A 23314-nucleotide genomic window follows, 5' to 3' on the forward strand; every position below is an offset into this window, starting at 1 on the left:
CCCCGCATCGATACGGCTCGTACGACTCAAAATAAGAATGCGGCAACTCTAGGTGCTGTCAGCGCTTTATCGCAAGCGCTACGGCAACCAAACATCGATCCAGATCACTGCGCAGGCAGGCGCAGCAGCGCCTCGGCAATTGCCTCCGCCAGGTACTCGATGGAAAACACGCCGCCATGGGTCCAGGCAGGCTGCATGGCCGCAAAACGGCCATCGCGTACGAAGGGCATGGCTTTCCACTGCGGCGTGCTGAATAGCTGGTCCCGTTGAGCGAATGGCTCGATATACAGGATCACGCCGTCGTCAATTTCCTGCAGCGTGCTCAACGGTGCCTGCACGACGCCCGATGGGCTGTGCGGTAACGGATAGGCCGGCTGCAGATGCAGCATCTGCATGGCGTGTTGGGGCATGGAATTGGTACCGTTGATAAGCACGGCGCCAGGCGACGAGAACCGGATCACCGTGACCTTGGGCAAACGCCCGCGGAAATGCTCCACCAGCCGCCGATGCAGCTCATCGACCCGCGCCTGCATGGCCGCAAGCTCACGCAGCGCCTGCTCCTCGCGCCCGAAGCGCTGGGCCAGCGCCAGGTAGTTGTCGCGGGCGCTCAAGTAGTTGTCATTTTGCTGGTTGAGGTTGCCGAAAACGGCAACCGGGGCGATGCGCTGGAGCGGGGCGCGGAGCCCTTCGAGCGATGGCGATATAAGGATCAGTTCCGGCTTGAGCTGAGCCAGCAGTTGCAGGTCCGGCGCGGTTTGCGCTCCCGCGTTAGGTACGTCGGCAGGCAGCCGAGGCCGTATCACCCGGGCGCGGTAATCCTGCGCATCGGCCACGGCGACGGGAATGATGTCCAGCTTCAACAAGTGCTCGGTTGCTTCCCAACTTAGCGCCACCACCCGTGGCTGCGCCTGAGTCAGGCTCGCCGCCAGGCATAGCAGCAACAGGGCACCGCGCAATAGATCCTTCATGCCAGGCGCCTTTTTGAACAAACAAAACAAAAGAGTCACCATCTGGCCAGGTGCAGCGAACGATCAACGCACGGCCGAACCGGCCACTGGCATCAGTACAACGCCGAGCGCCTCCAGTAAACCCTGCCATACGAAGCGTATACGCATCCAGAATCGCAGCCATGTGCGGCGCCAGCAACCCCGAAAATGCATCGAGCTGAACGGCAGCCTACCCTGCCCGCCAAACTGGGCGAGCTGCAGGCACCTCCGGCGGCGCAGCGCTCCTCTACTGTCCCAGATCGGCCTCGGCGCATGATGAACGACCCAGCTAGGCGCCGCTAACAGCGCGAGACGCCGGAGCTTGGCTGACGCTGGAGGCCAGGCAATCGGACCAACACAGGCCCCGCCCAAGCCCCTAACGCAAGACGATCCAGCCTCACCACGGCGCATCAATGTTAAGCTAGCGCCCCACGAAAATGCCGCCGGCCACCCGCTGGTGCGAGCCCCGACCAACGGGGCACGACGACTGCCGCCGTGCCCCAACAGGCTGTCGAAGAACGATCTGCGTTGCCGCTGATGCGCTTCGACGACCTGCTAAACCGGAACCCGCGACACAGATGATCGACTTCGGCCTTCCTGAATACGAGCGCAGCACCGCCCGCCTCGCCCCTTCGCGCCCCGTGGTGCTGTGCCTGTCCGGCCATGACCCCAGCGGCGGCGCCGGCCTGCAGGCCGATATCGAAGCACTGCTCGCCCAGGGCTGCCACGCTGCGCCGGTAGTGACCGCGCTGACCGTGCAGGACACTGTTGACGTCATCGATTTCCGCGTCCTCGACCGCGACTGGGTGCTGGCTCAGGCCCACGCGGTGATCGCCGACATGCCGATCTCCGCGGTCAAGCTGGGTATGCTCGGCTCGGTAGAGATGGTCGAGACCGTGTTGATGATCATGGACAAACTGCCCGGCGTGCCGCTGGTCTGCGACCCTGTACTGCGCGCTGGCGGCGGCGGTGCACTGGGCAAGGATGAAGTCGGCTTCGCCATGCGTGAGCGGCTGTTCGCGGCCTCCTCGATCGCCACACCGAACCTGCCGGAAGCGCGCATTCTCGCCGAGTTGCCAAACGGCACGCCCGACGAATGCGCGGAAAAACTGCTGCCGCATATCCGACACCTGCTGATCACCGGCGGCCACGGCGACGAACGCGACGTGCACAACCGCCTGTACCTGCGCGACGGCAGCCAGCACACCTTCACCTGCGCACGCCTGCCAGGCAGTTACCACGGCTCGGGCTGCACCCTGGCCAGCACCCTGGCCGGCCGTCTGGCCCTGGGCCAGGATCTGGTCAGTGCGGTCGAGAGCGCGCTGGACTACACCTGGCGCACCCTGCGCGACGCCGAGCAACCGGGCCGCGGCCAATTCGTGCCACGCCGCCTGCCGCTGGACCTGAGCTGATGGCCGTGCCCGACAAACTCCGCGGCCTCTACGCCATCACCGACAGCCAGCTGCTCGCCGGCGGCAAGCTACTGCCTTACGTCGAAGCGGCTCTGGCCGGTGGCGCGCGCCTGCTGCAGTACCGCGACAAATCCACTGATGGGGCGCGTCGCCTGCGCGAAGCCGAAGCACTGCGCGGCCTGTGCGAGCGATATAACGCCGCACTGATCATCAACGACGACGCCGAGCTCGCCGCCCGCCTGGGCGTCGGTCTGCACCTTGGCCAGGAAGATGGCTCGCTGGCCATCGCCCGCGCTCTGCTTGGCCGCCAGGCAATCATCGGCGGCACCTGCCACGCACGCCTGGAACTTGCCGAGCAGGCCGCCAAAGAAGGCGCCAGTTACGTGGCCTTCGGTCGTTTCTTCAATTCGCACACCAAACCCGGCGCGCCCGCGGCTACGGTCGATCTACTGGCCACCGCCAAGGCGCGCGTGCCGCTACCGATCGTCGCCATCGGTGGCATCGACGTGCATAACGCAGCACCTTTGATCAAAAGGGGCGCCAGCATGATCGCCGTCATCCATGCCTTGTTCGCCGCCGATTCCACCGCCGAAGTCGAACGCCGCGCGCGTGCCTTCAGCGCCCTGTTCGCATCGGCTTGACCCGTATCTTTTTGAGAGAGTTCATCATGTCCCGCTCCGAAACCCTCTTCGCCAACGCCCAGAAACACATCCCTGGTGGCGTCAACTCGCCGGTTCGCGCCTTCAAGAGCGTCGGCGGCACGCCCTTGTTCTTCAAGCACGCCGAAGGTGCCTACGTAACCGATGAGGACGACAAGCGCTATGTCGATTACGTCGGCTCCTGGGGCCCGATGATCCTCGGCCACAGCCACCCGGAAGTAATCGACGCGGTGCGCCGCCAGCTCGATCACGGGTTGTCCTACGGGGCACCGACCGCGATGGAAACCGAGATGGCCGATCTGGTCTGCTCGCTGGTGCCGTCGATGGAAATGGTGCGCATGGTCAGCTCCGGCACCGAGGCAACCATGAGTGCCATTCGCCTAGCCCGTGGCTTCACCGGTCGCGACAGCATCATCAAGTTCGAGGGCTGCTACCACGGCCACTCCGACAGCCTGCTGGTCAAGGCTGGCTCCGGTGCACTGACCCAGGGCGTGCCGAACTCCGCTGGGGTACCCGCGGCTTTCGCCAAGCACACGCTCACTCTGCCGTTCAACGACATCGAAGCGGTCGCCGAGATGCTCGGCAAGGTCGGCAGTGAAGTCGCCTGCATTATCGTCGAGCCGGTGGCCGGCAACATGAACTGCGTACCGCCAGCGCCAGGCTTCCTGGAAGGCCTGCGTAGCCTCTGCGACCAGCATGGCGTGGTGCTGATCTTCGACGAAGTGATGACTGGCTTTCGCGTCTCCCTAGGCGGCGCCCAGGCGCATTACGGCGTGACGCCGGACCTGTCGACCTTCGGCAAGATCATCGGCGGCGGCATGCCGGTCGGCTGCTTCGGCGGCAAGCGCGCAATCATGCAGCACATTGCACCGCTCGGCCCGGTCTATCAGGCCGGTACGTTGTCGGGCAACCCGCTGGCCATGGCCGCCGGTCTGACCACCCTGAAGCTGATCAGCCGCCCGGGTTTTCATGCCGAGTTGAGTGACTACACCAGCAAGCTGCTGCAGGGCCTGCAGGACCGCGCCGATGCCGCCGGCATCCCGTTCGTCACCACCCAGGCGGGCGGCATGTTCGGGCTGTATTTCAGCGGTGCCGATGACATCGTCACCTTCGACGACGTGATGGCCAGCGATACCGAGCGCTTCAAGCGGTTCTTCCACCTGATGCTGGAAGGCGGCGTATACCTGGCACCAAGCGCGTTCGAAGCGGGCTTCACCTCCATCGCCCACGGGGAAACCGAGCTGAAACTGACCCTGGACGCTGCCGAACGCGCCTTCGCCGCCCTCAAGCGGGTATAAGGTAGGTGCTATGGCGCACCGCTGATGGTTTACAGGCTGCTACGGTAGCCTGAGCCGCTTGTTGGGGGCATTTGCAGGGCGCGGCCACGCGTGATGGTGGCGCCGTTGCGCCGCGTTGGGGCAGAAAAGCGGCAAACACTTTGTAAGAACGGTGCGGCTTATTTCATAATGTGATGGCGGACGCATTTGTTCCGCCCGCCACCCACCTGTCAGCACCTCGAGGTATTCGGATCTCCATGAAGCGCACCGGCCGCACCCTGTCTCTGGGCTGCCTGTTGCTCCTGCTGCCATTGCTTGCACTGGCGGACGGAAACTCATTGCTGATCCCGGCCACCGGCAGCTGTTCGCTGAACGTCGCCCCCGAAGACCTCCCCGACGCCCTGCAGGCCTGTCACCAGGGTGCCGAAGGCGGCGATCCGCAGGCGCAATACGAGCTGGGCGAGTTCTATTACGAAGGGCGAGCCACCGAGCGCGATCTGCCCCAGGCATTGAGCTGGTTCGAACGCGCCTCGCTGCAAGGCCATGCGCAGGCGCAATATCATCTGGGCATGATGTTCTTTCGTGGCGAGGGTGTGGCTGCAAACAACGTGCAGGCCTATATCGTGCTGAAGATGGCCGCCGTCAACGGCTCCGACGAGGCCATGGACAGCGCCGACGAAGTGTCGCTGCAAATGCCCAGAGCCGAGCTGGAGGTCGCCACCCAGGTGCTGGGGCAGATCTTCCGCAACTACCTGCAGGAACTGCAGGCCGCTGACGGCCTGTCGCCCTTCGCTCCCCTGAAGTAATCGCGTTCAGCGGCGCGCTATCACCTTCGCGCTCGCAGCAGCTTATTTATCCGGCATCGGCATGGGGAACGGCATGATATTGCCGCCGCCCTTGGCCTCGCTGATCTTCGGCGTGCCCAAGCGCTCGACCTCGTCGATGCGCACGATCGAATGCATGGGCACGAAGCTGCGCACCACACCATCGAACTGGGCCTTGAGTTTTTCTTCGCTGGGATCGACCACCACCTGGGTACGCTCGCCAAAGACGAATTCCTCGATCTCCAGAAAGCCCCACAGATCGCTCTGGAAGATCTGCTTGGCGTACATCTCGTACACCTGGCCCTGGTTGAGGAAAATCACCTTGTAGATCGGTTCACGCTTGCTCATGGGTAACGATTGGCTGGCAGTCAATAAAAGGGCGCGAATCTTAGCACGCCTGTTGAGCGCAACGCCGCACCTTGTCCATCGCCTGTGGCCTCACTCGGCCAAGCCCCCTATAATGCGCGGTCATTTTTCAAGACCGACCATCGCCACGCGCCCGCAGGGCACTCGCTGATGGGATGTTGATGCTTTCCTGAAAAACCTTTCACTCATTCCAGGCAGTGCCATGACCAAGAAGCTCTATATCGAAACCCACGGTTGCCAGATGAACGAGTACGACAGCTCGCGCATGGTCGACCTGCTGGGCGAGCATCAGGCTCTGGAAGTGACCGATCGCCCGGAAGACGCCGACGTCATCCTGCTAAACACCTGCTCGATCCGTGAAAGGGCGCAGGACAAGGTGTTCTCCCAGCTCGGCCGCTGGCGTGAACTGAAATTGGAAAATCCGGACCTGGTGATCGGCGTCGGCGGCTGCGTGGCCAGCCAGGAAGGCGCGGCAATTCGCGACCGCGCGCCCTACGTTGACGTGGTATTCGGGCCGCAAACCTTGCACCGCCTGCCGGAAATGATCGACGCCGCGCGCAGCACCAAAATCGCTCAGGTGGATATTTCCTTCCCCGAGATCGAGAAGTTCGACCGCCTGCCCGAGCCTCGGGTCGACGGCCCCAGCGCCATGGTCTCGGTCATGGAAGGTTGCAGCAAGTACTGCACCTTCTGCGTGGTGCCCTACACGCGCGGCGAGGAAGTCAGCCGCCCGCTGGACGACGTGCTGGGTGAAATCATTCACCTGGCCGAAAACGGCGTGCGCGAACTGACCCTGCTCGGCCAGAACGTAAACGGCTACCGCGGTGAAACGCGTGATGGCGGCATCGCCGATTTCGCCGAGCTGCTGTATCTGGTGGCCGCCATCGACGGTATCGACCGTATCCGCTACATCACCAGCCACCCGCTGGAGTTTTCCGACGCACTGATCAAGGCTCACGCCGAAATCCCAGAGCTGGTGAAATTTCTCCACCTGCCGGTGCAATCGGGCTCAGATCGCATTCTTGCGGCAATGAAGCGCAACCACACCGCGCTGGAATACAAGTCGCGCATCCGCAAGCTGCGCGCTGCAGTGCCGGATATCGTCATCAGTTCGGACTTCATCATCGGCTTCCCCGGCGAGACCGAAAAAGACTTCGAGCAGACCATGAAGCTGGTCGAGGATGTCGGTTTCGACTTCTCCTACTCCTTCGTATACAGCTCGCGCCCCGGTACGCCAGCGGCCGACCTGGCCGACGACACCCCGGAAGAGGTGAAGAAGCAGCGTCTGCAGATTCTGCAGCATCGCCTCAACCAGCAGGGCTTCGAAAACAGCCGGCGCATGGTCGGCACCGTGCAGCGCATTCTGGTCAGCGACTTCTCGAAAAAGGACCCCGGCAAGCTGCAGGGCAAGACCGAGAACAACCGCTTCGTCAACTTCCCGTGCGACAACCCGCGACTGATCGGCCAGTTCGTCGACGTGCACATCGACGAAGCGATGCCCCACTCGTTGCGAGGCACCTTGGTCGAACGCCATTAAGCTATTTAGCCAGGCCGACCACCGTGCGAGAACGGCCACAAGCGCAGCGCGGTCGTCGGCCGCGCTTTCCCCCGGCGTCGGCTAGCGCTATTCTCTGCCTTCCACTCAGCCGACTGGCGGCCAAAAAACGACCTTGAATACTTCCCTAGCACCTCATCGCTTCACCCTCGAGCCCTTTGAAGCCAAGCGCTTCGCCAACCTCAGCGGGCAGTTCGACGAGCACCTGCGCTTGATCGAATCACGCCTGGGCATCGAGATCCGCAATCGCGGCAATCAATTCGAACTGCTTGGCGAGCCTGGGCAAACCACCTCGGGTGAAAACCTGCTGCGACGCCTGTACCGCGAAACCGACAGCACCGAGCTGTCGCCGGACATGGTGCATCTGTTCCTGCAGGAGTCCGGTATCGAGGAACTCAACGCGCCCAGCGTCCACGCCAACATCGCCCTGCGTACTCGCAAGGGCATGATTCGCCCGCGCGGCGCCAACCAGCAGTTGTACGTCAAGGCGATTCTCGACCACGACATCAACTTCGGCATTGGCCCGGCCGGTACCGGCAAGACCTACCTCGCGGTAGCCGCCGCAGTGGATGCCCTGGAGCGCGAGCAGATCCGCCGCATCCTGCTGGTGCGCCCGGCGGTCGAGGCGGGCGAGAAGCTCGGCTTCCTGCCTGGCGACCTGTCACAGAAAATCGACCCGTACCTGCGCCCGCTGTATGACGCGCTCTACGAAATGCTCGGTTTCGAACAGGTGGCCAAGCTGATCGAGAAGCAGGTGATCGAGGTTGCGCCGCTGGCTTATATGCGCGGTCGCACGCTGAACAACAGCTTCATCATTCTCGATGAGAGCCAGAACACCACGATGGAACAGATGAAGATGTTCCTGACGCGGATCGGTTTCGGCTCCACCGCAGTGATTACCGGTGACATCACCCAGGTCGACCTGCCGCGCGGTACCAAGAGCGGTTTGACCCACGTGATCGACGTGCTCAAGGGCGTACCCGGCATCAGCTTCACCCACTTCAAACCTAAGGATGTGGTGCGCCATCCGCTGGTGCAGCGCATCGTCGAGGCCTACGAGCGCTTCGAGGCCGAGCGCCAGCCTTTCGACCGCCAGCCGGCGGATAACGACCCTGGTGCCAGATCCGAAAAATGATCGAACTGGATCTGCAGGTCGCCAGCACGGGCGACCACCTGCCTGCCCTGGGCGCATTCCAGGCCTGGTGTGAGCTGGCCCTGCGCCAGCGCACGGCAGACTCGGAGCTGACCATCCGCCTGGTCGACGAGGCCGAAGGCCGCGAACTCAACCACACCTGGCGCCACAAGGATTACGCGACCAACGTATTGTCCTTCCCCGCTGATGTGCCTGATGATTTGCTGGATATTCCGCTGCTCGGCGACCTGGTGATTTGCGTCCCGGTGGTCGAGCGTGAAGCCATCGAACAAGGCAAGGCACTGGAAGCGCACTGGGCGCATCTGGTGATACACGGCTGTCTGCACCTGCTCGGTTACGACCACATCGACGATGAGGAAGCCGAGGAGATGGAAGCGCTGGAACGATTATTGCTCGCCGAGCTGGGTCATCCCGACCCGTATGCCGGCGACGAATAGAGCAAAGGATCCCGAGTAAAACCCCATGAGCGAAGACCGATCGAGCAACGAGCAAAAGTCCTGGCTGAACAAGCTGACCCAGGCTTTTGCTCATGAGCCGAAGAACCGTCAGGAACTGCTGGAAGTCCTGCGCGATGCGCATCAGAACAAACTGCTCGACAGCGAGGCCCTGGCCATCGTCGAGGGCGCCATCCAGGTCGCCGACCTGCAAGTTCGCGACATCATGGTGCCGCGCTCCCAGGTGGTGACGATCAAGGCCAGCCAATCCCCCAAAGAATTCCTCCCGGTGATCATCGAGGCCGCGCACTCGCGTTATCCGGTGATCGGCGAGACCCTTGACGATGTGCTCGGCATCCTGCTCGCCAAGGACCTGCTGCCGCTGTTGCTGGCCGACCAGCCCGACTTCAACATCCGCGACATGCTCCGCCCGGCCACCTTCGTGCCCGAGTCCAAGCGCCTCAATGTGCTGCTGCGCGAGTTCCGCGCCAACCACAATCACATGGCCGTGGTAATCGACGAATACGGCGGTGTGGCCGGCCTGGTGACCATCGAGGACGTGCTCGAACAGATCGTCGGCGACATCGAAGACGAGCACGATGTCGAGGAAGACAGCTACATCAAACCGCTGCCCAGCGGCGACTTCCTGGTCAAGGCGCTGACCCCTATCGAACACTTCAATGAAGCGTTTACCAGCGACTTCTCCGACGATGAATTCGACACCGTCGGCGGCCTGGTGATGAGCGCCTTCGGCCATCTGCCCAAGCGCAACGAAGTGACGGTAATCGGTGAGTTCCGCTTCCGCGTGCTCAACGCCGACAGCCGCCGCGTGCACCTGCTGCGCCTGACGCCGCTGGCCCGCTGATGTGACAGCGCCCCGCAACCTGGGGCGCCTGCTTTCCTTCTTTTCGAGCATCCCGATGAATCGACTGTTCCGCCCCGGCTGGCCCGGCAACCTGATCGCCCTGCTGGCAGGCGCGTTGACCACGCTGGCGCTGGCGCCGTATGGCATCTGGCCGCTGGTCTTGGTATCGATTGCCCTGCTCTACCGGGGCCTGCGCGAGCTGACGCCGCGCCAGGCTGCGTGGCGCGGCTGGTGGTACGGCTTCGGTCTGTTCGCCTCCGGTACCAGCTGGGTGTATGTGAGCATCCACGATTACGGTGCAGCCTCGCCGCCGCTGGCCGCTTTTCTGACCCTGGGTTTCGTCGCCGGACTTGGCCTGTTCTTCGCCCTGACTGCGTGGCTGTGGGCGCTGTGGCTGCGTCGCGATGCAGCACCGGTTAGCGATGCACTGGCGTTCGCTGCGTTGTGGGTGGCCCAAGAAGCGTTCCGCGGCTGGTTTCTTACCGGCTTCCCCTGGCTGTATGCAGGCTACAGCCAACTGGACGGCCCGATGGCCGGCCTGGCGCCAGTCGGCGGCGTGTGGCTGCTGTCTTTCGCCTTGGCACTCAGCGCCGCGCTGTTGGTCAATCTGCCGCGCCTCTACCGCAACAAGCCGCAATTTGGCGCCGCACTCGCGCTGCTGATCGCACCCTGGCTGATCGGCGGCCTGCTCAAAGGTCATGCCTGGACCGCGCCGGCCGGCGACCCACTGAGCGTCGCCGCGATCCAGGGCAACGTCGAGCAGAACCTCAAATGGGACCCGGCGCAGCTCAATGCGCAGCTGGCGCTGTACCGCGACATGAGTTTCGCCAGCAAGCCGGTGGACATCCTGGTGTGGCCGGAAACCGCGGTGCCGGTGCTCAAGGAACAGGCAATCGGCTATCTCAGTGTCATGGACCGCTTCGCCAGTGACCGCCAGAGCGCGCTGATTACCGGCGTACCGATTCGCCAGCCCAACGAGCACGGCGAGCTGCGCTACTACAACGGCGTCAGCGTGGTGGGTCAGGGCAGCGGCGATTACCTAAAACAGCGCCTGGTGCCGTTCGGCGAGTACGTACCGCTGCAGGAAGTGCTGCGCGGTCTGATCGCCTTCTTCGACTTGCCAATGTCTGACTTCGCCCGCGGCGACCACGACCAACCCCTGCTGGAAGCCAAGGGTCATCGCATCGCCACGTTCATCTGCTACGAAGTGGTGTATCCGGAATTCGCCGCCGAAATGGCCGCCCGCAGCGACCTGCTGCTAACGGTGAGCAACGACACGTGGTTCGGCACCTCTATCGGGCCGCTGCAACACCTGCAAATGGCGCAGATGCGCGCGCTGGAAGCCGGCCGCTGGATGATTCGCGCGACCAATAACGGCGTGACCGTGCTGATCGACCCGTTCGGCCAGATCACCGAACGCCTGCCGCAATTCGAACAAGGCACCCTGTACGGTGAAGTGCAGCCAATGCAGCACCTGACGCCCTACCTGCAATGGCGTTCCTGGCCGCTGATCGCCCTCTGCAGCCTGCTGGCAATCTGGGCACTGATTCGCCGTCGCCAAGACGCGGCGTAACACCGAGGCAATCGAGCGCTGGCTGAACACATGGATACGCAGTGCAGCGTGGTCATGGCTCACCGGCGCGGTCTAAGCAACCCGCAGCGAACTGCGCCAATGATGGCTGCGAGCCCGATTTGCCTTTGAATCGCGCTCCAGCGGCGAATCGCCATGCTGGACGAGCGAAACGCCAGCTACCGACAGCGAACCGCGCTACCCACCACTAAAGCCCGTAGGCCAGTGGATAGGCCAACGAGCCGATCAGCTCATTCAGCAATTGGGTGCTCTGCCAGAACGACTTGCCTTCCGGTAACCAGCCGCCCAGTGGCCGGTCGTTAGGTACGCCAATGAAACCGACGGGCGCGGTCACTACCTCGAAGCCCGCCTGCTCGAAACTCCAGCGCGAGCGTGGCATATGCCAGGCCTGGGTCACCAGCAGCACACGGCGAATACCCTCCGGCTGCAGCATGGCAGCGGTGTCCACGGCGTTCTCCCAAGTGGTGCGGCTGCGCTCCTCCTGCCAGCGTACTGCCACGCCAAAGTCTTCTTGCATCACCTGCGCGGCCAGCGCTGCTTCGCTCGGCGGGCGCCCAAAATGCAGACCACCGGTAGCTAGAACAGGCAGACCAGACGCCTTGGCGAGTCGCGCCGCATAGCGAATACGCTCCATCGCCATGGCGCTGGGCTGGTCACCGCCCCAGGCCGGATCGGCAGAGTCCCGTCCCGCCCCCAATATCACGATGACATCCGCGTGCTGCGCCAGCTCGGCCCACTGTTGCTGCGCCAGTGCCGGCTCGCTCTCGATCTGCCGCGCGCCCCACTCCACGGCGACCGGCAGACTCATCAGCCACAGGCCGCTCAGGCCGACCGCAAAGCAACCAGCTGCCAGCCGCGGGAAGCGCCGGCGCAAAAACCAGGCGAGCACCAGCAGAAGCAGCAGGATGCCGGGCGGCATGAAGAATTGCTTGAGCATGTAGCGAAGCGGCATCGAGCACCTCCAGGAAAGGCTCGAAGCCTAGGTGCACTTGTGGCTACAGCACAAGCCAAGCCGCGGCGCAGATGACCAACCGACAATCGCGGAGAACCGCCGCTCAGTCATCCGCGACCAGTTGAGCACCGCGCGGTGCCGTGCCCGCAGCGCAGCCAATGACGGCGCCAGCGTGACGCTCGAAGGGCGGCGACAGGGGCACCCGAGGCGCAGCGCCCGTGATATGCCAGCCGCGCAGCCAAGCGTAATCATTGGCCAGATAGGCCGTGATCAGCGCCAGCTCAGTGGCAGACAAGCCGCGCACCTCCATCTCCGTGGCAGGCTCGTCAGACAGATGATCCAGGTTGCTGGCTTCATCCAGGGCCGACGCCAGCCGTTGCAGCAAGTGGCCGTAAGGGTCGGCCTGGTTATCGAACTTCGCTGGATACGCCATCACACACCTCCGGGCAATGTGGCCCTGTCAGTGAGCTTAGCGTTGGCCTCGCCGCGAGCGGCCTACCGCGACAAACGGCGACGCGCACGCCCGGCGAGAGCAATCAGCGTTTCCTCCGTCAAGGGGGGTCATGTATGCTACGGCGTTTCCCGAAAGCCCCTTTCCCTAGCGCAAAGTAGCCATGCACGAACAGTATCAGCCACGCGAAATCGAAGCCGCCGCGCAATCCCACTGGGATTCGCAGAACTCCTTTGTAGTCAGCGAACAGCCCGGCAAGGAAACGTTCTACTGCCTGTCGATGTTCCCCTACCCGAGCGGCAAGCTACACATGGGGCACGTGCGCAACTACACCATCGGTGACGTGATTGCGCGCTACCAGCGCATGCAGGGCAAGAACGTGCTGCAGCCCATGGGCTGGGACGCTTTTGGCATGCCGGCGGAAAACGCCGCCATGAAAAACAACGTGGCACCCGCCAAGTGGACGTACGAAAACATCGCCTACATGAAGACCCAGCTGCGTAGCCTGGGCCTGGCGGTGGACTGGTCCCGCGAAATCACCACCTGCAAGCCGGACTACTACCGCTGGGAACAATGGCTGTTCACCCGCCTGTTCGAAAAAGGCGTGATCTATCGCAAGAACGGCACCGTGAACTGGGATCCGGTCGACCAGACCGTGCTGGCCAACGAGCAGGTCATCGACGGCCGTGGCTGGCGCTCCGGCGCAGTGATCGAGAAACGCGAAATCCCCATGTACTACTTCAAGATCACCGCCTACGCGGATGAGCTCTTGAGCAGTCTGGACGAGCTCGATGGCTGGCCGGAACAGGTCAAGACCATGCAGCGCAACTGGATCGGCAAATCCCGCGGCATGGAAGTACAGTTCCCTTACGACGTCGACTCCATCGGCGAAGCGGGCGTACTGAAAGTCTTCACCACCCGTCCCGACACCCTGATGGGCGCGACCTATGTCGCGGTGGCCGCCGAACATCCACTGGCTACTCTGGCCGCACAGAACAACCCTGAGCTGCAGGCGTTCATCGCTGAATGCAAAGCCGGCAGCGTGGCGGAAGCCGACGTCGCCACTCAGGAAAAGCGTGGCATGCCCACGCCACTGTTCGTCGAACACCCACTGACCGGCGAGAAACTGCCAGTGTGGGTCGCCAACTATGTGCTGATGCACTACGGCGACGGCGCGGTCATGGCCGTGCCCGCTCACGACGAGCGCGATTTCGAATTCGCCATCAAGTACCAGTTGCCGATCAAGGCTGTGGTTCGCACCAGTGCCGGCGACGAAACACCTGCACCGTGGCAAGCCGCGTACAACGAGCACGGCCAACTGATCAATTCCGGCGAGTTCGACGGCCTGGACTTCGAAGGTGCCTTCGACGCCATCGAAGTCGCCCTGCTGAAGAAGCAACTCGGCGCCTCGCGCACTCAGTGCCGTCTGCGCGACTGGGGCATCAGCCGCCAGCGCTACTGGGGCTGCCCGATCCCGATCATCCACTGCGGCGCCTGTGGCGACGTACCCGTGCCGGAAGATCAACTGCCAGTCGTACTGCCGGAAGACGTAGTGCCCGATGGCGCTGGCTCGCCTCTGGCGCGCATGCCCGAGTTCTACGAATGCAACTGCCCGAAATGCGGCGCGCCAGCGAAGCGGGAAACCGACACCATGGACACCTTTGTGGAGTCGTCCTGGTATTACGCCCGCTACGCCTCGCCGCATTATGAAGGCGGCCTGGTAGACAAATCCGCGGCCGACCACTGGTTGCCAGTCGATCAGTACATCGGCGGGATCGAACATGCCATCCTGCACCTGCTCTACGCGCGCTTCTTCCACAAGCTGATGCGTGACGAAGGCCTGGTGTCGTCGAATGAACCCTTCAAGAATTTGTTGACTCAGGGCATGGTGGTCGCCGACACCTATTACCGTCGCGAAGCCAATGGTGGTTTTACCTGGTTCAACCCGGCCGATGTCGAGCTTGAGCGTGACAGCAAAGCCAAGGTCATCAGCGCCAAGCTGAAATCCGATGGTCTGCCGGTGGAAATCGGTGGCACCGAGAAAATGGCCAAATCGAAGAACAACGGCGTCGATCCACAGTCGATGATCGACCAGTTCGGCGCGGACACGTGCCGCCTGTTCATGATGTTCGCATCCCCACCCGACATGAGCTGCGAATGGTCAGACGCCGGCGTTGAAGGTGCGAACCGTTTCCTGCGCCGCGTTTGGCGCCTGGCTCAGGGTCACGTCAGCAAAGGGCTGCCGGGCGTACTGGATGTCGCCGAACTTGACGACAGCAGCAAGGAAGTCCGCCGTTCCATTCACCTGGCAATCAAACAGGCGAGCCTGGATATCGGCCAGCACAACAAATTCAACACGGCCATCGCCCAGGTGATGACGCTGATGAACGTGCTGGAGAAAGCCCCACAGGACAACGATCAACAGCGTGCTCTGCTGCAAGAAGGTCTGGAAACCGTTGCCCTGCTGCTCGCCCCGATCACCCCGCACATCAGCCACGAACTGTGGCAGGAGCTGGGTCACGAGGAAGCGATCATCGACGCCACATGGCCAGTCGTGGACGAATCTGCCTTGGTGCAAGACAGCCTGCAGTTGGTGATTCAGGTCAACGGCAAGCTGCGCGGCCAGATCGACGTGCCGGCCGACGCCAGCCGCGAAGCGGTCGAAGCGGCAGCTCGCGACAATGAAAACGTACAACGCTTTACCGAAGGGCTGACGATCCGCAAGGTCATCGTGGTGCCTGGCAAGCTGGTCAATATCGTCGCCAACTGAGGCGAAAGGTGAGGTGTCGGCATGCTGCCGACACTGGGTCAACGTATCGGCAACGCAGGCACCCGTGCCTGCCCATGCTGGCCGGCGGAGCCGGCAGGACAAGGGGATAACGAGATGATCAAGCGCAATCTGTTGGTAATTGGTCTGGCTGCCCTGCTGGGTGCATGCGGCTTCCAGCTGCGCGGCACCGGCGACGTACAGTTCGCCCTCAAGGAACTTGAGGTCAGCGCACGAGACAGCTACGGCGATACCGTCCGTGACGTTCGTGACGTGCTGGAAAACAACGGCGTGCGCGTATTCCCTGGCGCTGCCTATAAGCTGTACCTGGCCAATGAACAGGAAAATCAACGTTCCGCCAGCTACACCAGCTCAGCTCGCAGCGTTGAATATGAGCGCACCCTGACCCTGAACTACGAGATCCGTGGCGCCAAGGACCTGCTGCTGCTCAGCAACCAGCTGGAAGTGCAGAGCTACTACGTGCAGGACTCCAACAACCTGATCAGCAACGATCAGGAGTCCGCTCAGCTGCGCACCGAAATGCGCCGCGACCTGGTGCAGCAACTGGCTCAGCGCCTGCAGCAGATCACCCCGGACCAGCTCGACGCCCTCCAGCAGACCGCTGAAGCCAAGGCCAAGGCGGAAGCCGACGCCATTGAGGCGGCACGTCAGCGTGAAGCTGCTCAGCCGCAGCAATCGCCCATCGAACTGCCGGTGCAATAAGCCAGTAGGGGCCACTCGGTGGCCCTTCGGTTTAGAGGCTTATGAAACTCGCCCCCGCCCAACTCGGTAAACACCTGCAAGGTCCCTTGGCGCCCGTCTACGTGGTTTGCGGCGACGAAGCCCTGCTCTGCCAGGAAGCCAGCGACGCCATCCGCAATGCCAGTCGTGCGCAAGGCTTCACCGAGCGCGAAGTGTTCCACGCCGAAGCCAATTTCGACTGGGGCATGCTTTATGAAGCGGGCGCCAGCCTGTCGCTGTTCGCCGACAAGCGCGTCATCGAACTGCGCATTCCCAACGGCAAGCCTGGCGACAAGGGTGCAGCTGCGATCATCGAGTACCTCGGGCGTCCGCCTGAAGACACCCTGTTGTTGATCAGCCTGCCAAAGCTCGACGGCAGCGCGCAGAAAACCAAGTGGGCCAAAGCCCTGATCGACGGGCCGCATTGCCAGTTCGTGCAGATCTGGCCGGTGGACGCCAACGGGCTGCCGCAATGGATTCGCCAGCGTCTGGCCCAGGCCGGCATGAACGCCACCGCCGACGCCGTGGACCTGATTGCTGCGCGAGTTGAAGGCAACCTGCTGGCTGCTGCACAGGAGATCGAGAAGCTCAAGCTGCTTGCTGACGGCCAGCAGATCGATGCCGGCACCGTGCAGGCGGCCGTGGCCGACAGCGCTCGCTACGACGTATTCGGCCTCATCGATGCGATCCTCAACGGCGAAGCGGCCCACGCCCTGCGCATGCTCGACGGCTTGCGTGGCGAGGGTCAGGAGTCGCTGTTCATCGTGGTGATGCTGGCCCGCGAACTGCGCCAGCTGGCCAACATTTCCTACCAGTTCAGCCAGGGCGTGCCATTGGACAAGGCCTTTGCCTCAGCCCGTCCACCAGTCTGGGACAAGCGCCGCCCACTGGTTAGCAAAGCTCTGCAGCGGCACTCGCCAGCGCGCTGGAATGCGTTGCTGATGGATGCTCAGCAGATTGATGCGCAGGTAAAGGGCCAGGCGGCAGGCGATCCCTGGGCCAGCCTGTCGCGGTTGGTACTGATGATGGCCGGACAGCGCTTGAAGCTCGGTGCTTAAACCTACTCCCCGTATGGACATGGCTGATCGAGCGGCGCATCATTGATGCCGCTCGCACCGGCGCGAGCATTGATCGAGGACCTGCCATGAGCAAGAAAGTACGCCCGAACAAGGCTAAATCCATCATCGCCCAGCCACTGTTCCGCTCACGCCAGGAACGACCCGGTAAAGGAAAAGGCAGCTACCGCCGCCAAGCCTCCCAGCAAAACTGGGAGGCTTTTCCGTTTCTGGGGCTGCTGAAAAAGTTGCCTTGATCGCTCGCTCAGCCCGCATTCCCGCTCATCCGTGCTAAGGTGGTCGCCTGCAAAACGTGTTGAGATGACCATGCCCAACCTGTTCCTTCGCGGCCTACCTGTTACCGCTGCGGCCAGCTTTCTGCTCCTGCTCACGGCCTGCGCCGATGCCCCTGCCCAGCCACTGGCGACGCCAAGCACCCCGCAGAGCACTACCTCGACCAACGCGCTGCCTCAACCCGTTCAGGAGCAACTGAGCTTCGAACAATGGCGCGACCTGCTGCGCAGTGATGCGATCGCCGCCGGCATCAATCCGACGCTGTTCGACCGAGCCTTTGCAGGCGTGGTACCGAACCCGGACGTGGTCAAGGCAGACAGCAGCCAGCCCGAGTTCAGCCGACCGGTGTGGGAATACCTGAAAGGTGCCGTGTCGCCGAGCCGCGTCGCCCGTGGCCGTATTCTGCTGGCGCAGAACCGCGCCGTGCTCAGCCAGATCGAACAGCGTTATGGCGTCGATGCCGAGACACTGGTCGCCATCTGGGGCCTGGAGAGCAACTTCGGCAGCAATATCGGTAGCCACAACGTGGTGCGCTCGCTGGCGACCCTGGCCTATGAAGGCCGCCGTCAAGCGTTCTGGCGCAGCCAGTTGCTGGCCGTGCTGCAGATTCTCCAGCATGGCGATATCGCCCCGGAAAGCCTGGTTGGTTCCTGGGCCGGCGCCATGGGCCAGACCCAGTTCATGCCAACCACCTACAACGAGCATGCCGTGGACTTCGATGGCGATGGCAAGCGCGATGTCTGGACCTCCCAGGCCGACGCCCTGGCCTCGGCCGCGCACTACCTGCAAAGCTCCAACTGGCAATTGCGCCAGCCATGGGGTTTCGAAGTACAGCTGCCACAGGGCTTCGACTACGCGCTGGCCGACCCGGAAGTGCGCCGCAGCCTGAACGAATGGCGCGCACTCGGTATTCGTCCGGTGGGCCAGCCGTTGAGCACCCCGCGTGACGATGCAAGCGCCACTCTGCTGCTGCCTGCAGGGCACCGTGGGCCTGCCTTCCTGCTGTTCGGCAACTTCCGCAGCATCCTGCGCTACAACAACTCAACCTCCTACGCCTTGGCGATCGGCTTGCTGTCCGACGCCCTGCGTGGCGGCAATGGCGTGCAAGGGTCTTGGCCAGAAGGTGATCGGCAGCTGGGCCGCAGCGAGCGCGTCGAACTGCAGGAGCGCCTCAACGCACGCGGCTTTGATTCCGGTCATCCGGACGGCATCATTGGCGCCAACACCCGCAAGGCGATTCGAGCTTTCCAGCTGCACCTTCGCTGGCCAGCTGATGGCTACCCGGACAGCAAACTGCTCGACCAGCTACGCCAACAGAACTGATCCCCTCCAGCGCGGTGACGACCGTCACCGCGCGCACTTGCGTTTGCGATTAGCCCCTTCCTGAGCGACTCTGTAGCCAGGCCAGCCATGCGATCCGTGGCGGCCGCGCCTGTCCGTTAGCCGTGATCCGGCGCGGGCCAATGACAACAGAGAGGTCGCTATGCACGACATCGAACTAGACGACGAACAACGCATGATCCGCGACTGCACCCGACAGTTCGCGCGCCGCGCCATCGCCCCCCATGCGCAGGACTGGGAAAAGGCCGGCTGGATCGACGATGCGCTGGTGGCGCAGATGGGCGAGATGGGCCTGCTAGGAATGATTGTTCCCGATACCTGGGGCGGCAGTTATCTCGACTACGTGGCTTACGCCCTCGCGGTTGAAGAAGTCTCTGCCGCTGATGCGGCGACTGGCACGCTGATGAGTGTGCACAATTCGGTGGGCTGTGGCCCGCTGCTCAACTACGGCACCGACGCACAAAAGAACGAGTGGTTACCGCGCCTGGCCAGCGGCGCAGTGATCGGATGCTTTTGCCTCACCGAACCCCAGGCGGGCTCTGAAGCCCACAACCTGCTTACTCGCGCCGAACTGCGCGGCGAGCACTGGGTGCTCAACGGTTCCAAACAGTTCGTCAGCAACGGCCAGCGCGCCGGGCTGGCCATCGTCTTCGCGGTCAGCGACGCCACACTCGGCAAGCAGGGTATCTCAGCCTTTCTGGTGCCGACCGACACGCCCGGCTTTCGCGTCGAACGGCGCGAACACAAGATGGGCATTCGCGCCTCGGATACTTGCGCCATCGTCCTGGAAAACTGCAGCATTCCTGCACAGAATCTGCTCGGCGAACGCGGCAAGGGCCTGGCCATTGCCTTGTCCAATCTCGAGGGCGGGCGCATCGGCATCGCCGCACAGGCCGTCGGCATCGCCCGGGCCGCCTTCGAGGCGGCGCTGGTCTATTCCCGTGAGCGGGTGCAGTTCGATAAGCCCATCGGCGAACACCAAAGCATCGCCAACCTGCTTGCCGACATGCACACCCAGATCAATGCGGCGCGCCTGCTGACCCTGCACGCAGCACGCCTGCGCAGCGCCGGTCAGCCATGCCTGTCGGAGGCGTCCCAGGCCAAGCTGTTCGCCTCGGAGATGGCCGAGCGGGTGTGCTCCAAGGCGCTGCAGGTGCACGGCGGCTATGGCTACCTGGAGGACTTCCCCGTGCAGCGCTATTACCGGGACGCGCGCGTCACGCAGATTTACGAAGGCGCCAGCGAGATCCAGCGTCTGTTGATTGCACGCGAACTAAAGCACTACGCGCTTTAGCGCAGCAGGCGCTCAGCGCTTGAGCAGGCGTGCTTCGGCGTTGTCGAGGTCGCGCAGGATGTCCGCCAGTATGTCGTCGTCCAGCTGGTGCTCCTTGCGCATCCGGTATAGCTCAAGGCGTTGGGTGCGCAGCGCCTGGAGCCGCAGGCGGTGTTCCAGCTGGTCGGCCTGGTGCTGGTAATCGCGCGACTCCTGGGCATCAGGAGTACGGGTGCGTTCGAGCAGATCACGGTACTCGTTCATCAGCTTGGCCCTGATCTCGGCCATGGCAATCGCGCCTTCGGCGTCTGCAGCTTTTTCGTTATCCGCCTCGAGAGCACGAATGGCAGCTTGCAGCACTTGCGCGCGGTGTCGATTGAGTTCGCTCTCGTGGAGGGCCACGTTGTCCTCCGGCAGCAGCGGCAACAGCCTTGGCAGCGCCACGCTTGCGATGAGCAGCGATAGCAGAATCACCCCGGCGGCGATCAGGATCAGCAGATCACGCTCGGGAAAGGCATCGCCGCTGTTGAGCAACAAGGGCAACGACATCACACCAGCCAGCGTCACCGCGCCACGTACACCGCCCAGGGTCAGCACAGCCGTGAGCGCAACACGCGATTGTCCGGCGAAACGGGTCGGTTTGCCCCGCCAGCGCCGCAGCATGCCGGAAGTCCGCCAGTAGCTGTACACCCAGGCAAACCGCAACGCCATCAGCACGGCATACACCGCCAGCACATAGCAAAGCGCCGGCCAGAGCAGTTGCCAGGGGTCGGAGTGCTCGCCGACAACGGCCTTGATGATGTCTGGCAACTGCAGGCCCAGCAGCAGAAAGATCAGCCCATTGAAGGTGAACTCGAGCATCGCCCACACCCCGCGGTTGAGCAGGCGCGTGGTGGTCTGCCGCGGCAGCAGGTCGAGGCGGCTCTGCATCATGCCGGCGGCCACGGCTGAGAGAATCCCCGACAGCCCGAGGTGCTCGGCGGCCACATAAGCGGCGAACGGCAGCAACAGCATCAGCAGCACGTGGGGCGCCGGCTCTTCCCAGCCGCGCGCGATCATCCAGGCACGCATGCGCCCCAACAGATAGCTCAGCGCCATGCCGATCAGCAGCCCGCCAACGGCCACCAGCACGAACTGCAGGCTGGCATCGGCGAATGAAAACATCCCGGTCAGGGTGGCTGCCACGGCAAACTTGAACGCCACCAGTCCCGACGCATCGTTCATGAGCGCCTCGCCCTGCAGCAGGTTGTTCAAGGTGCTGGGCAGGCGCCCATGGGTGATGGCCGATACCGCCACCGCATCGGTCGGAGACAACACTGCGGCCAGCGCGAAACAGGCGGCCAGCGGCACCTGCGGCAGCAACCAATGAATGAAATATCCAGCACCGAGAATGGTGAAGAACACCAGTGCAAAGGCCAGGAACAGGATCGGCATGCGCAGCTTGCGAAACTGCCCCTTGGGCATGCGCCAGCCGTCGACGAATAACAGCGGTGGGATGAACAGCAGCAGAAAGAGTTCGGGATCAAGCCGCACGTGCAGCCCGAGTGCCGGAATCGCCAGCAGCGCGCCGATCAGAATCTGCAGGATCGGCAGCGGCAGTGGGATGAACTGAGCGCTGATGCGCGTGCCGCTGACCACCAGCAACATGATCAGGATGGTGTAGAGAAGTTGCATGAACGGACAGGTCCTCAACAAACAGAGCCGCAGGTCGCCCGGCATTCTAGCTCGCCTGCGGAGTGCTGCGGCAGTCGGGGAATGCCCGGGTTATCCCGCAACAGCGACCTAAGCAGAGGCGACGTGGCATAATCGACAGTTCGACACTAACAAGTATTGAGAAGGATTCGACGAGTGGAATCCTTCCGAGGAAAATCAATGAGTAATGTCCTCTATGGGATCAAGGCCTGCGACACCATGAAAAAGGCCCGCACCTGGCTCGATGAGCAGGGTGTCACTTACCAGTTTCACGATTACAAGACCGCCGGCATTGACCGCGGCAATCTGCAGAAATGGTGTTACGAGCACGGCTGGGAAACCATCCTCAATCGCGCCGGCACCACCTTCCGCAAGCTTGATGACGCTCAGAAAAGCGACCTCGACCAGGCCAAGGCCATCGACCTGATGCTGGCCCAACCGTCGATGATCAAGCGCCCCGTACTGGATCTCGGTGCGCGCACGCTGGTCGGCTTCAAACCTGAGCGTTACGCCGCCGAACTGGCCTGATACTCCGTCACCCCCAATCGAATTCGTTGCAAGGAAAAGCCCATGTCCAACACCCTGTTCAGCCTGGCCTTCGGGGTCGGCACACAAAACCGTCAAAGCACCTGGCTGGAAGTGTTCTACGCACAGCCTCTGCTCAACCCGAACGCCGAACTGGTCGCCAAGGTCACCGAGAAGCTCGGCTACCGCGGCGGCAACCAGGCCATCGCGCTGACCAACCAGCAGGCCGGTGAACTCGCAAGCGCCCTGAAAGGCATCGATGCCGTGCAAGCCGCCCTGCTCACTCGCCTGGCCGAAAGCGCCAAACCGCTTGTCGCCACCCTGCTGGCCGAAGATGCCGCCCTGACCAGCACGCCTGAGGCCTACCTCAAGTTGCACCTGCTGTCGCATCGCCTGGTCAAGCCCCACGGCCTGAACCTGACCGGCATCTTCCCGCTGCTGCCCAACGTGGCCTGGACCAGCCAGGGTGCGGTCGACCTGGTCGAGCTGCCCGAGCGTCAGCTGGAAGCCCGCCTGAAAGGCGACCTGCTGGAAGTCTTCTCGGTAGACAAATTCCCGAAAATGACCGACTACGTGGTGCCGACTGGCGTGCGTATCGCTGACAGCGCGCGTGTTCGTCTGGGCGCGTACATCGGCGAAGGCACCACCGTGATGCACGAAGGCTTCGTCAACTTCAACGCAGGTACCGCCGGCCCGGGCATGATCGAAGGCCGCGTTTCCGCCGGTGTGTTTGTCGGCAAGGGTTCGGACCTGGGCGGCGGCTGCTCGACCATGGGCACCCTGTCCGGAGGTGGCAACATCGTTATTTCCGTGGGCGAAGGCTGCCTGATCGGCGCCAACGCCGGCATCGGCATTCCGCTGGGCGATCGCAACATCGTCGAAGCAGGCCTGTACGTTACCGCTGGCACCAAGATCGCCCTGCTCGACGACCAGAACAACCTGGTCAAGGTGGTCAAGGGTCGTGACCTGGCTGGCCAGACCGACCTGCTGTTCCGTCGCAACTCGCAGAGCGGCGCCGTGGAGTGCAAGACCAACAAGTCGGCCATCGAGCTGAACGAAGCCCTGCACGCTCACAACTAAAAAGTTGGTTTAACGCGGCTG

General features: G+C 63.0%; 22 protein-coding genes. 17 read left to right on the forward strand and 5 right to left on the reverse strand.

Translation table 11 applies throughout. The features are described from left to right. Positions 1 to 104 precede the first annotated feature (104 nt). Positions 105 to 968, reverse strand: coding sequence for an ABC transporter substrate-binding protein (locus BLS60_RS06065; protein ID WP_092365901.1), 864 nt, complete (start codon positions 966 to 968; stop codon positions 105 to 107). 596 nt (positions 969 to 1564) lie between these two features. On the opposite strand from BLS60_RS06065, the gene BLS60_RS06070 reads away from it, so the two are divergent. The 4 genes from BLS60_RS06070 (at position 1565) to BLS60_RS06085 (ending at position 5140) form a co-directional block, all read left to right on the forward strand. Continuing rightward, positions 1565 to 2398: a bifunctional hydroxymethylpyrimidine kinase/phosphomethylpyrimidine kinase gene (locus BLS60_RS06070; protein ID WP_092365904.1), complete on the forward strand. Its 834-nt coding sequence runs from the start codon at positions 1565 to 1567 to the stop codon at positions 2396 to 2398. After that, positions 2398 to 3039 (forward strand): thiamine phosphate synthase, encoded by a 642-nt coding sequence (thiE, locus tag BLS60_RS06075; RefSeq protein ID WP_092365906.1) that lies wholly within the window; start codon positions 2398 to 2400, stop codon positions 3037 to 3039. Before BLS60_RS06070 ends, thiE begins: the two co-directional genes overlap by 1 nt. Positions 3040 to 3065: 26 nt before the next feature. Beyond that, positions 3066 to 4355: a glutamate-1-semialdehyde 2,1-aminomutase gene (gene hemL, locus BLS60_RS06080; RefSeq protein ID WP_092365909.1), complete on the forward strand. Its 1290-nt coding sequence runs from the start codon at positions 3066 to 3068 to the stop codon at positions 4353 to 4355. Between the two features lie 236 nt (positions 4356 to 4591). Next, complete coding sequence (locus BLS60_RS06085) at positions 4592 to 5140, forward strand: tetratricopeptide repeat protein (RefSeq protein WP_070882210.1); 549 nt, start codon at positions 4592 to 4594, stop codon at positions 5138 to 5140. A 42-nt stretch (positions 5141 to 5182) separates the two neighbouring features. Here BLS60_RS06085 and BLS60_RS06090 read toward each other — a convergent pair whose 3' ends face one another. Then, positions 5183 to 5506 carry a DUF1820 family protein gene (locus BLS60_RS06090; protein WP_070882209.1) on the reverse strand — a complete coding sequence of 108 codons (324 nt, stop codon included), beginning with the start codon at positions 5504 to 5506 and terminating at the stop codon, positions 5183 to 5185. Between the two features lie 220 nt (positions 5507 to 5726). Between BLS60_RS06090 and miaB the strand changes: the two genes are divergently transcribed. The 5 genes from miaB to lnt all read left to right on the forward strand — a co-directional run bounded on the left by miaB (position 5727) and on the right by lnt (position 11104). Further along, the gene (gene miaB / locus BLS60_RS06095; protein ID WP_070882208.1) at positions 5727 to 7061 is read left to right on the forward strand and encodes a tRNA (N6-isopentenyl adenosine(37)-C2)-methylthiotransferase MiaB; all 1335 of its coding nucleotides are present in this window, start codon (positions 5727 to 5729) and stop codon (positions 7059 to 7061) included. Between the two features lie 133 nt (positions 7062 to 7194). Then, positions 7195 to 8214 (forward strand): PhoH family protein, encoded by a 1020-nt coding sequence (locus BLS60_RS06100; RefSeq protein WP_070882207.1) that lies wholly within the window; start codon positions 7195 to 7197, stop codon positions 8212 to 8214. Continuing rightward, positions 8211 to 8669, forward strand: a complete 459-nt coding sequence (ybeY, locus tag BLS60_RS06105) for an rRNA maturation RNase YbeY (RefSeq protein ID WP_092365912.1) — start codon at positions 8211 to 8213, stop codon at positions 8667 to 8669. The genes BLS60_RS06100 and ybeY overlap by 4 nt, the downstream gene beginning before the upstream one ends. 25 nt (positions 8670 to 8694) lie before the next feature. Further along, a complete protein-coding gene (locus BLS60_RS06110; RefSeq protein WP_070882205.1) occupies positions 8695 to 9531 on the forward strand; it encodes an HlyC/CorC family transporter in 837 nt (278 codons plus the stop codon). Between the two features lie 55 nt (positions 9532 to 9586). After that, the gene (gene lnt, locus BLS60_RS06115) at positions 9587 to 11104 is read left to right on the forward strand and encodes an apolipoprotein N-acyltransferase (protein WP_092365915.1); all 1518 of its coding nucleotides are present in this window, start codon (positions 9587 to 9589) and stop codon (positions 11102 to 11104) included. 205 nt (positions 11105 to 11309) lie between these two features. Here lnt and BLS60_RS06120 read toward each other — a convergent pair whose 3' ends face one another. Further along, on the reverse strand, positions 11310 to 12074 hold the full coding sequence (locus BLS60_RS06120; protein ID WP_092365918.1) for a YdcF family protein: 765 nt from the start codon (positions 12072 to 12074) through the stop codon (positions 11310 to 11312). A gap of 103 nt (positions 12075 to 12177) precedes the next feature. Then, positions 12178 to 12507, reverse strand: a complete 330-nt coding sequence (locus BLS60_RS21835) for a hypothetical protein (protein ID WP_092365921.1) — start codon at positions 12505 to 12507, stop codon at positions 12178 to 12180. Positions 12508 to 12688: 181 nt separating this feature from the next. Between BLS60_RS21835 and leuS the strand changes: the two genes are divergently transcribed. The 6 genes from leuS to BLS60_RS06155 all read left to right on the forward strand — a co-directional run bounded on the left by leuS (position 12689) and on the right by BLS60_RS06155 (position 20017). Beyond that, the gene (leuS, locus tag BLS60_RS06130; protein WP_092365925.1) at positions 12689 to 15295 is read left to right on the forward strand and encodes a leucine--tRNA ligase; all 2607 of its coding nucleotides are present in this window, start codon (positions 12689 to 12691) and stop codon (positions 15293 to 15295) included. Between the two features lie 114 nt (positions 15296 to 15409). Beyond that, the gene (locus tag BLS60_RS06135) at positions 15410 to 16015 is read left to right on the forward strand and encodes an LPS-assembly lipoprotein LptE (protein WP_070882200.1); all 606 of its coding nucleotides are present in this window, start codon (positions 15410 to 15412) and stop codon (positions 16013 to 16015) included. A 41-nt stretch (positions 16016 to 16056) separates the two neighbouring features. Further along, positions 16057 to 17091, forward strand: a complete 1035-nt coding sequence (gene holA, locus BLS60_RS06140; RefSeq protein WP_070882199.1) for a DNA polymerase III subunit delta — start codon at positions 16057 to 16059, stop codon at positions 17089 to 17091. Between the two features lie 86 nt (positions 17092 to 17177). After that, positions 17178 to 17345 carry an alternative ribosome rescue factor ArfA gene (gene arfA / locus BLS60_RS06145; RefSeq protein WP_092365928.1) on the forward strand — a complete coding sequence of 56 codons (168 nt, stop codon included), beginning with the start codon at positions 17178 to 17180 and terminating at the stop codon, positions 17343 to 17345. 70 nt (positions 17346 to 17415) lie between these two features. Next, complete coding sequence (locus BLS60_RS06150) at positions 17416 to 18705, forward strand: lytic murein transglycosylase (protein ID WP_092366548.1); 1290 nt, start codon at positions 17416 to 17418, stop codon at positions 18703 to 18705. A gap of 160 nt (positions 18706 to 18865) precedes the next feature. Continuing rightward, positions 18866 to 20017 carry an acyl-CoA dehydrogenase family protein gene (locus BLS60_RS06155; RefSeq protein WP_092365931.1) on the forward strand — a complete coding sequence of 384 codons (1152 nt, stop codon included), beginning with the start codon at positions 18866 to 18868 and terminating at the stop codon, positions 20015 to 20017. Positions 20018 to 20029: 12 nt separating this feature from the next. Here the strand turns inward: BLS60_RS06155 and BLS60_RS06160 are convergent, their stop codons facing one another. Further along, positions 20030 to 21670: a Na+/H+ antiporter gene (locus BLS60_RS06160; RefSeq protein WP_092366551.1), complete on the reverse strand. Its 1641-nt coding sequence runs from the start codon at positions 21668 to 21670 to the stop codon at positions 20030 to 20032. A gap of 198 nt (positions 21671 to 21868) precedes the next feature. Here BLS60_RS06160 and BLS60_RS06165 point away from each other — a divergent pair, with 198 nt between their 5' ends. Both BLS60_RS06165 and dapD read left to right on the forward strand, forming a co-directional pair. Beyond that, positions 21869 to 22216 carry an ArsC family reductase gene (locus BLS60_RS06165; protein WP_092365934.1) on the forward strand — a complete coding sequence of 116 codons (348 nt, stop codon included), beginning with the start codon at positions 21869 to 21871 and terminating at the stop codon, positions 22214 to 22216. 42 nt (positions 22217 to 22258) lie between these two features. Continuing rightward, positions 22259 to 23293, forward strand: coding sequence for a 2,3,4,5-tetrahydropyridine-2,6-dicarboxylate N-succinyltransferase (dapD, locus tag BLS60_RS06170; protein ID WP_070882193.1), 1035 nt, complete (start codon positions 22259 to 22261; stop codon positions 23291 to 23293). The last annotated feature ends 21 nt before the right edge of the window (positions 23294 to 23314 follow it).

The organism is Phytopseudomonas seleniipraecipitans (assembly GCF_900102335.1).
GTDB lineage: Bacteria > Pseudomonadota > Gammaproteobacteria > Pseudomonadales > Pseudomonadaceae > Aquipseudomonas > Aquipseudomonas seleniipraecipitans.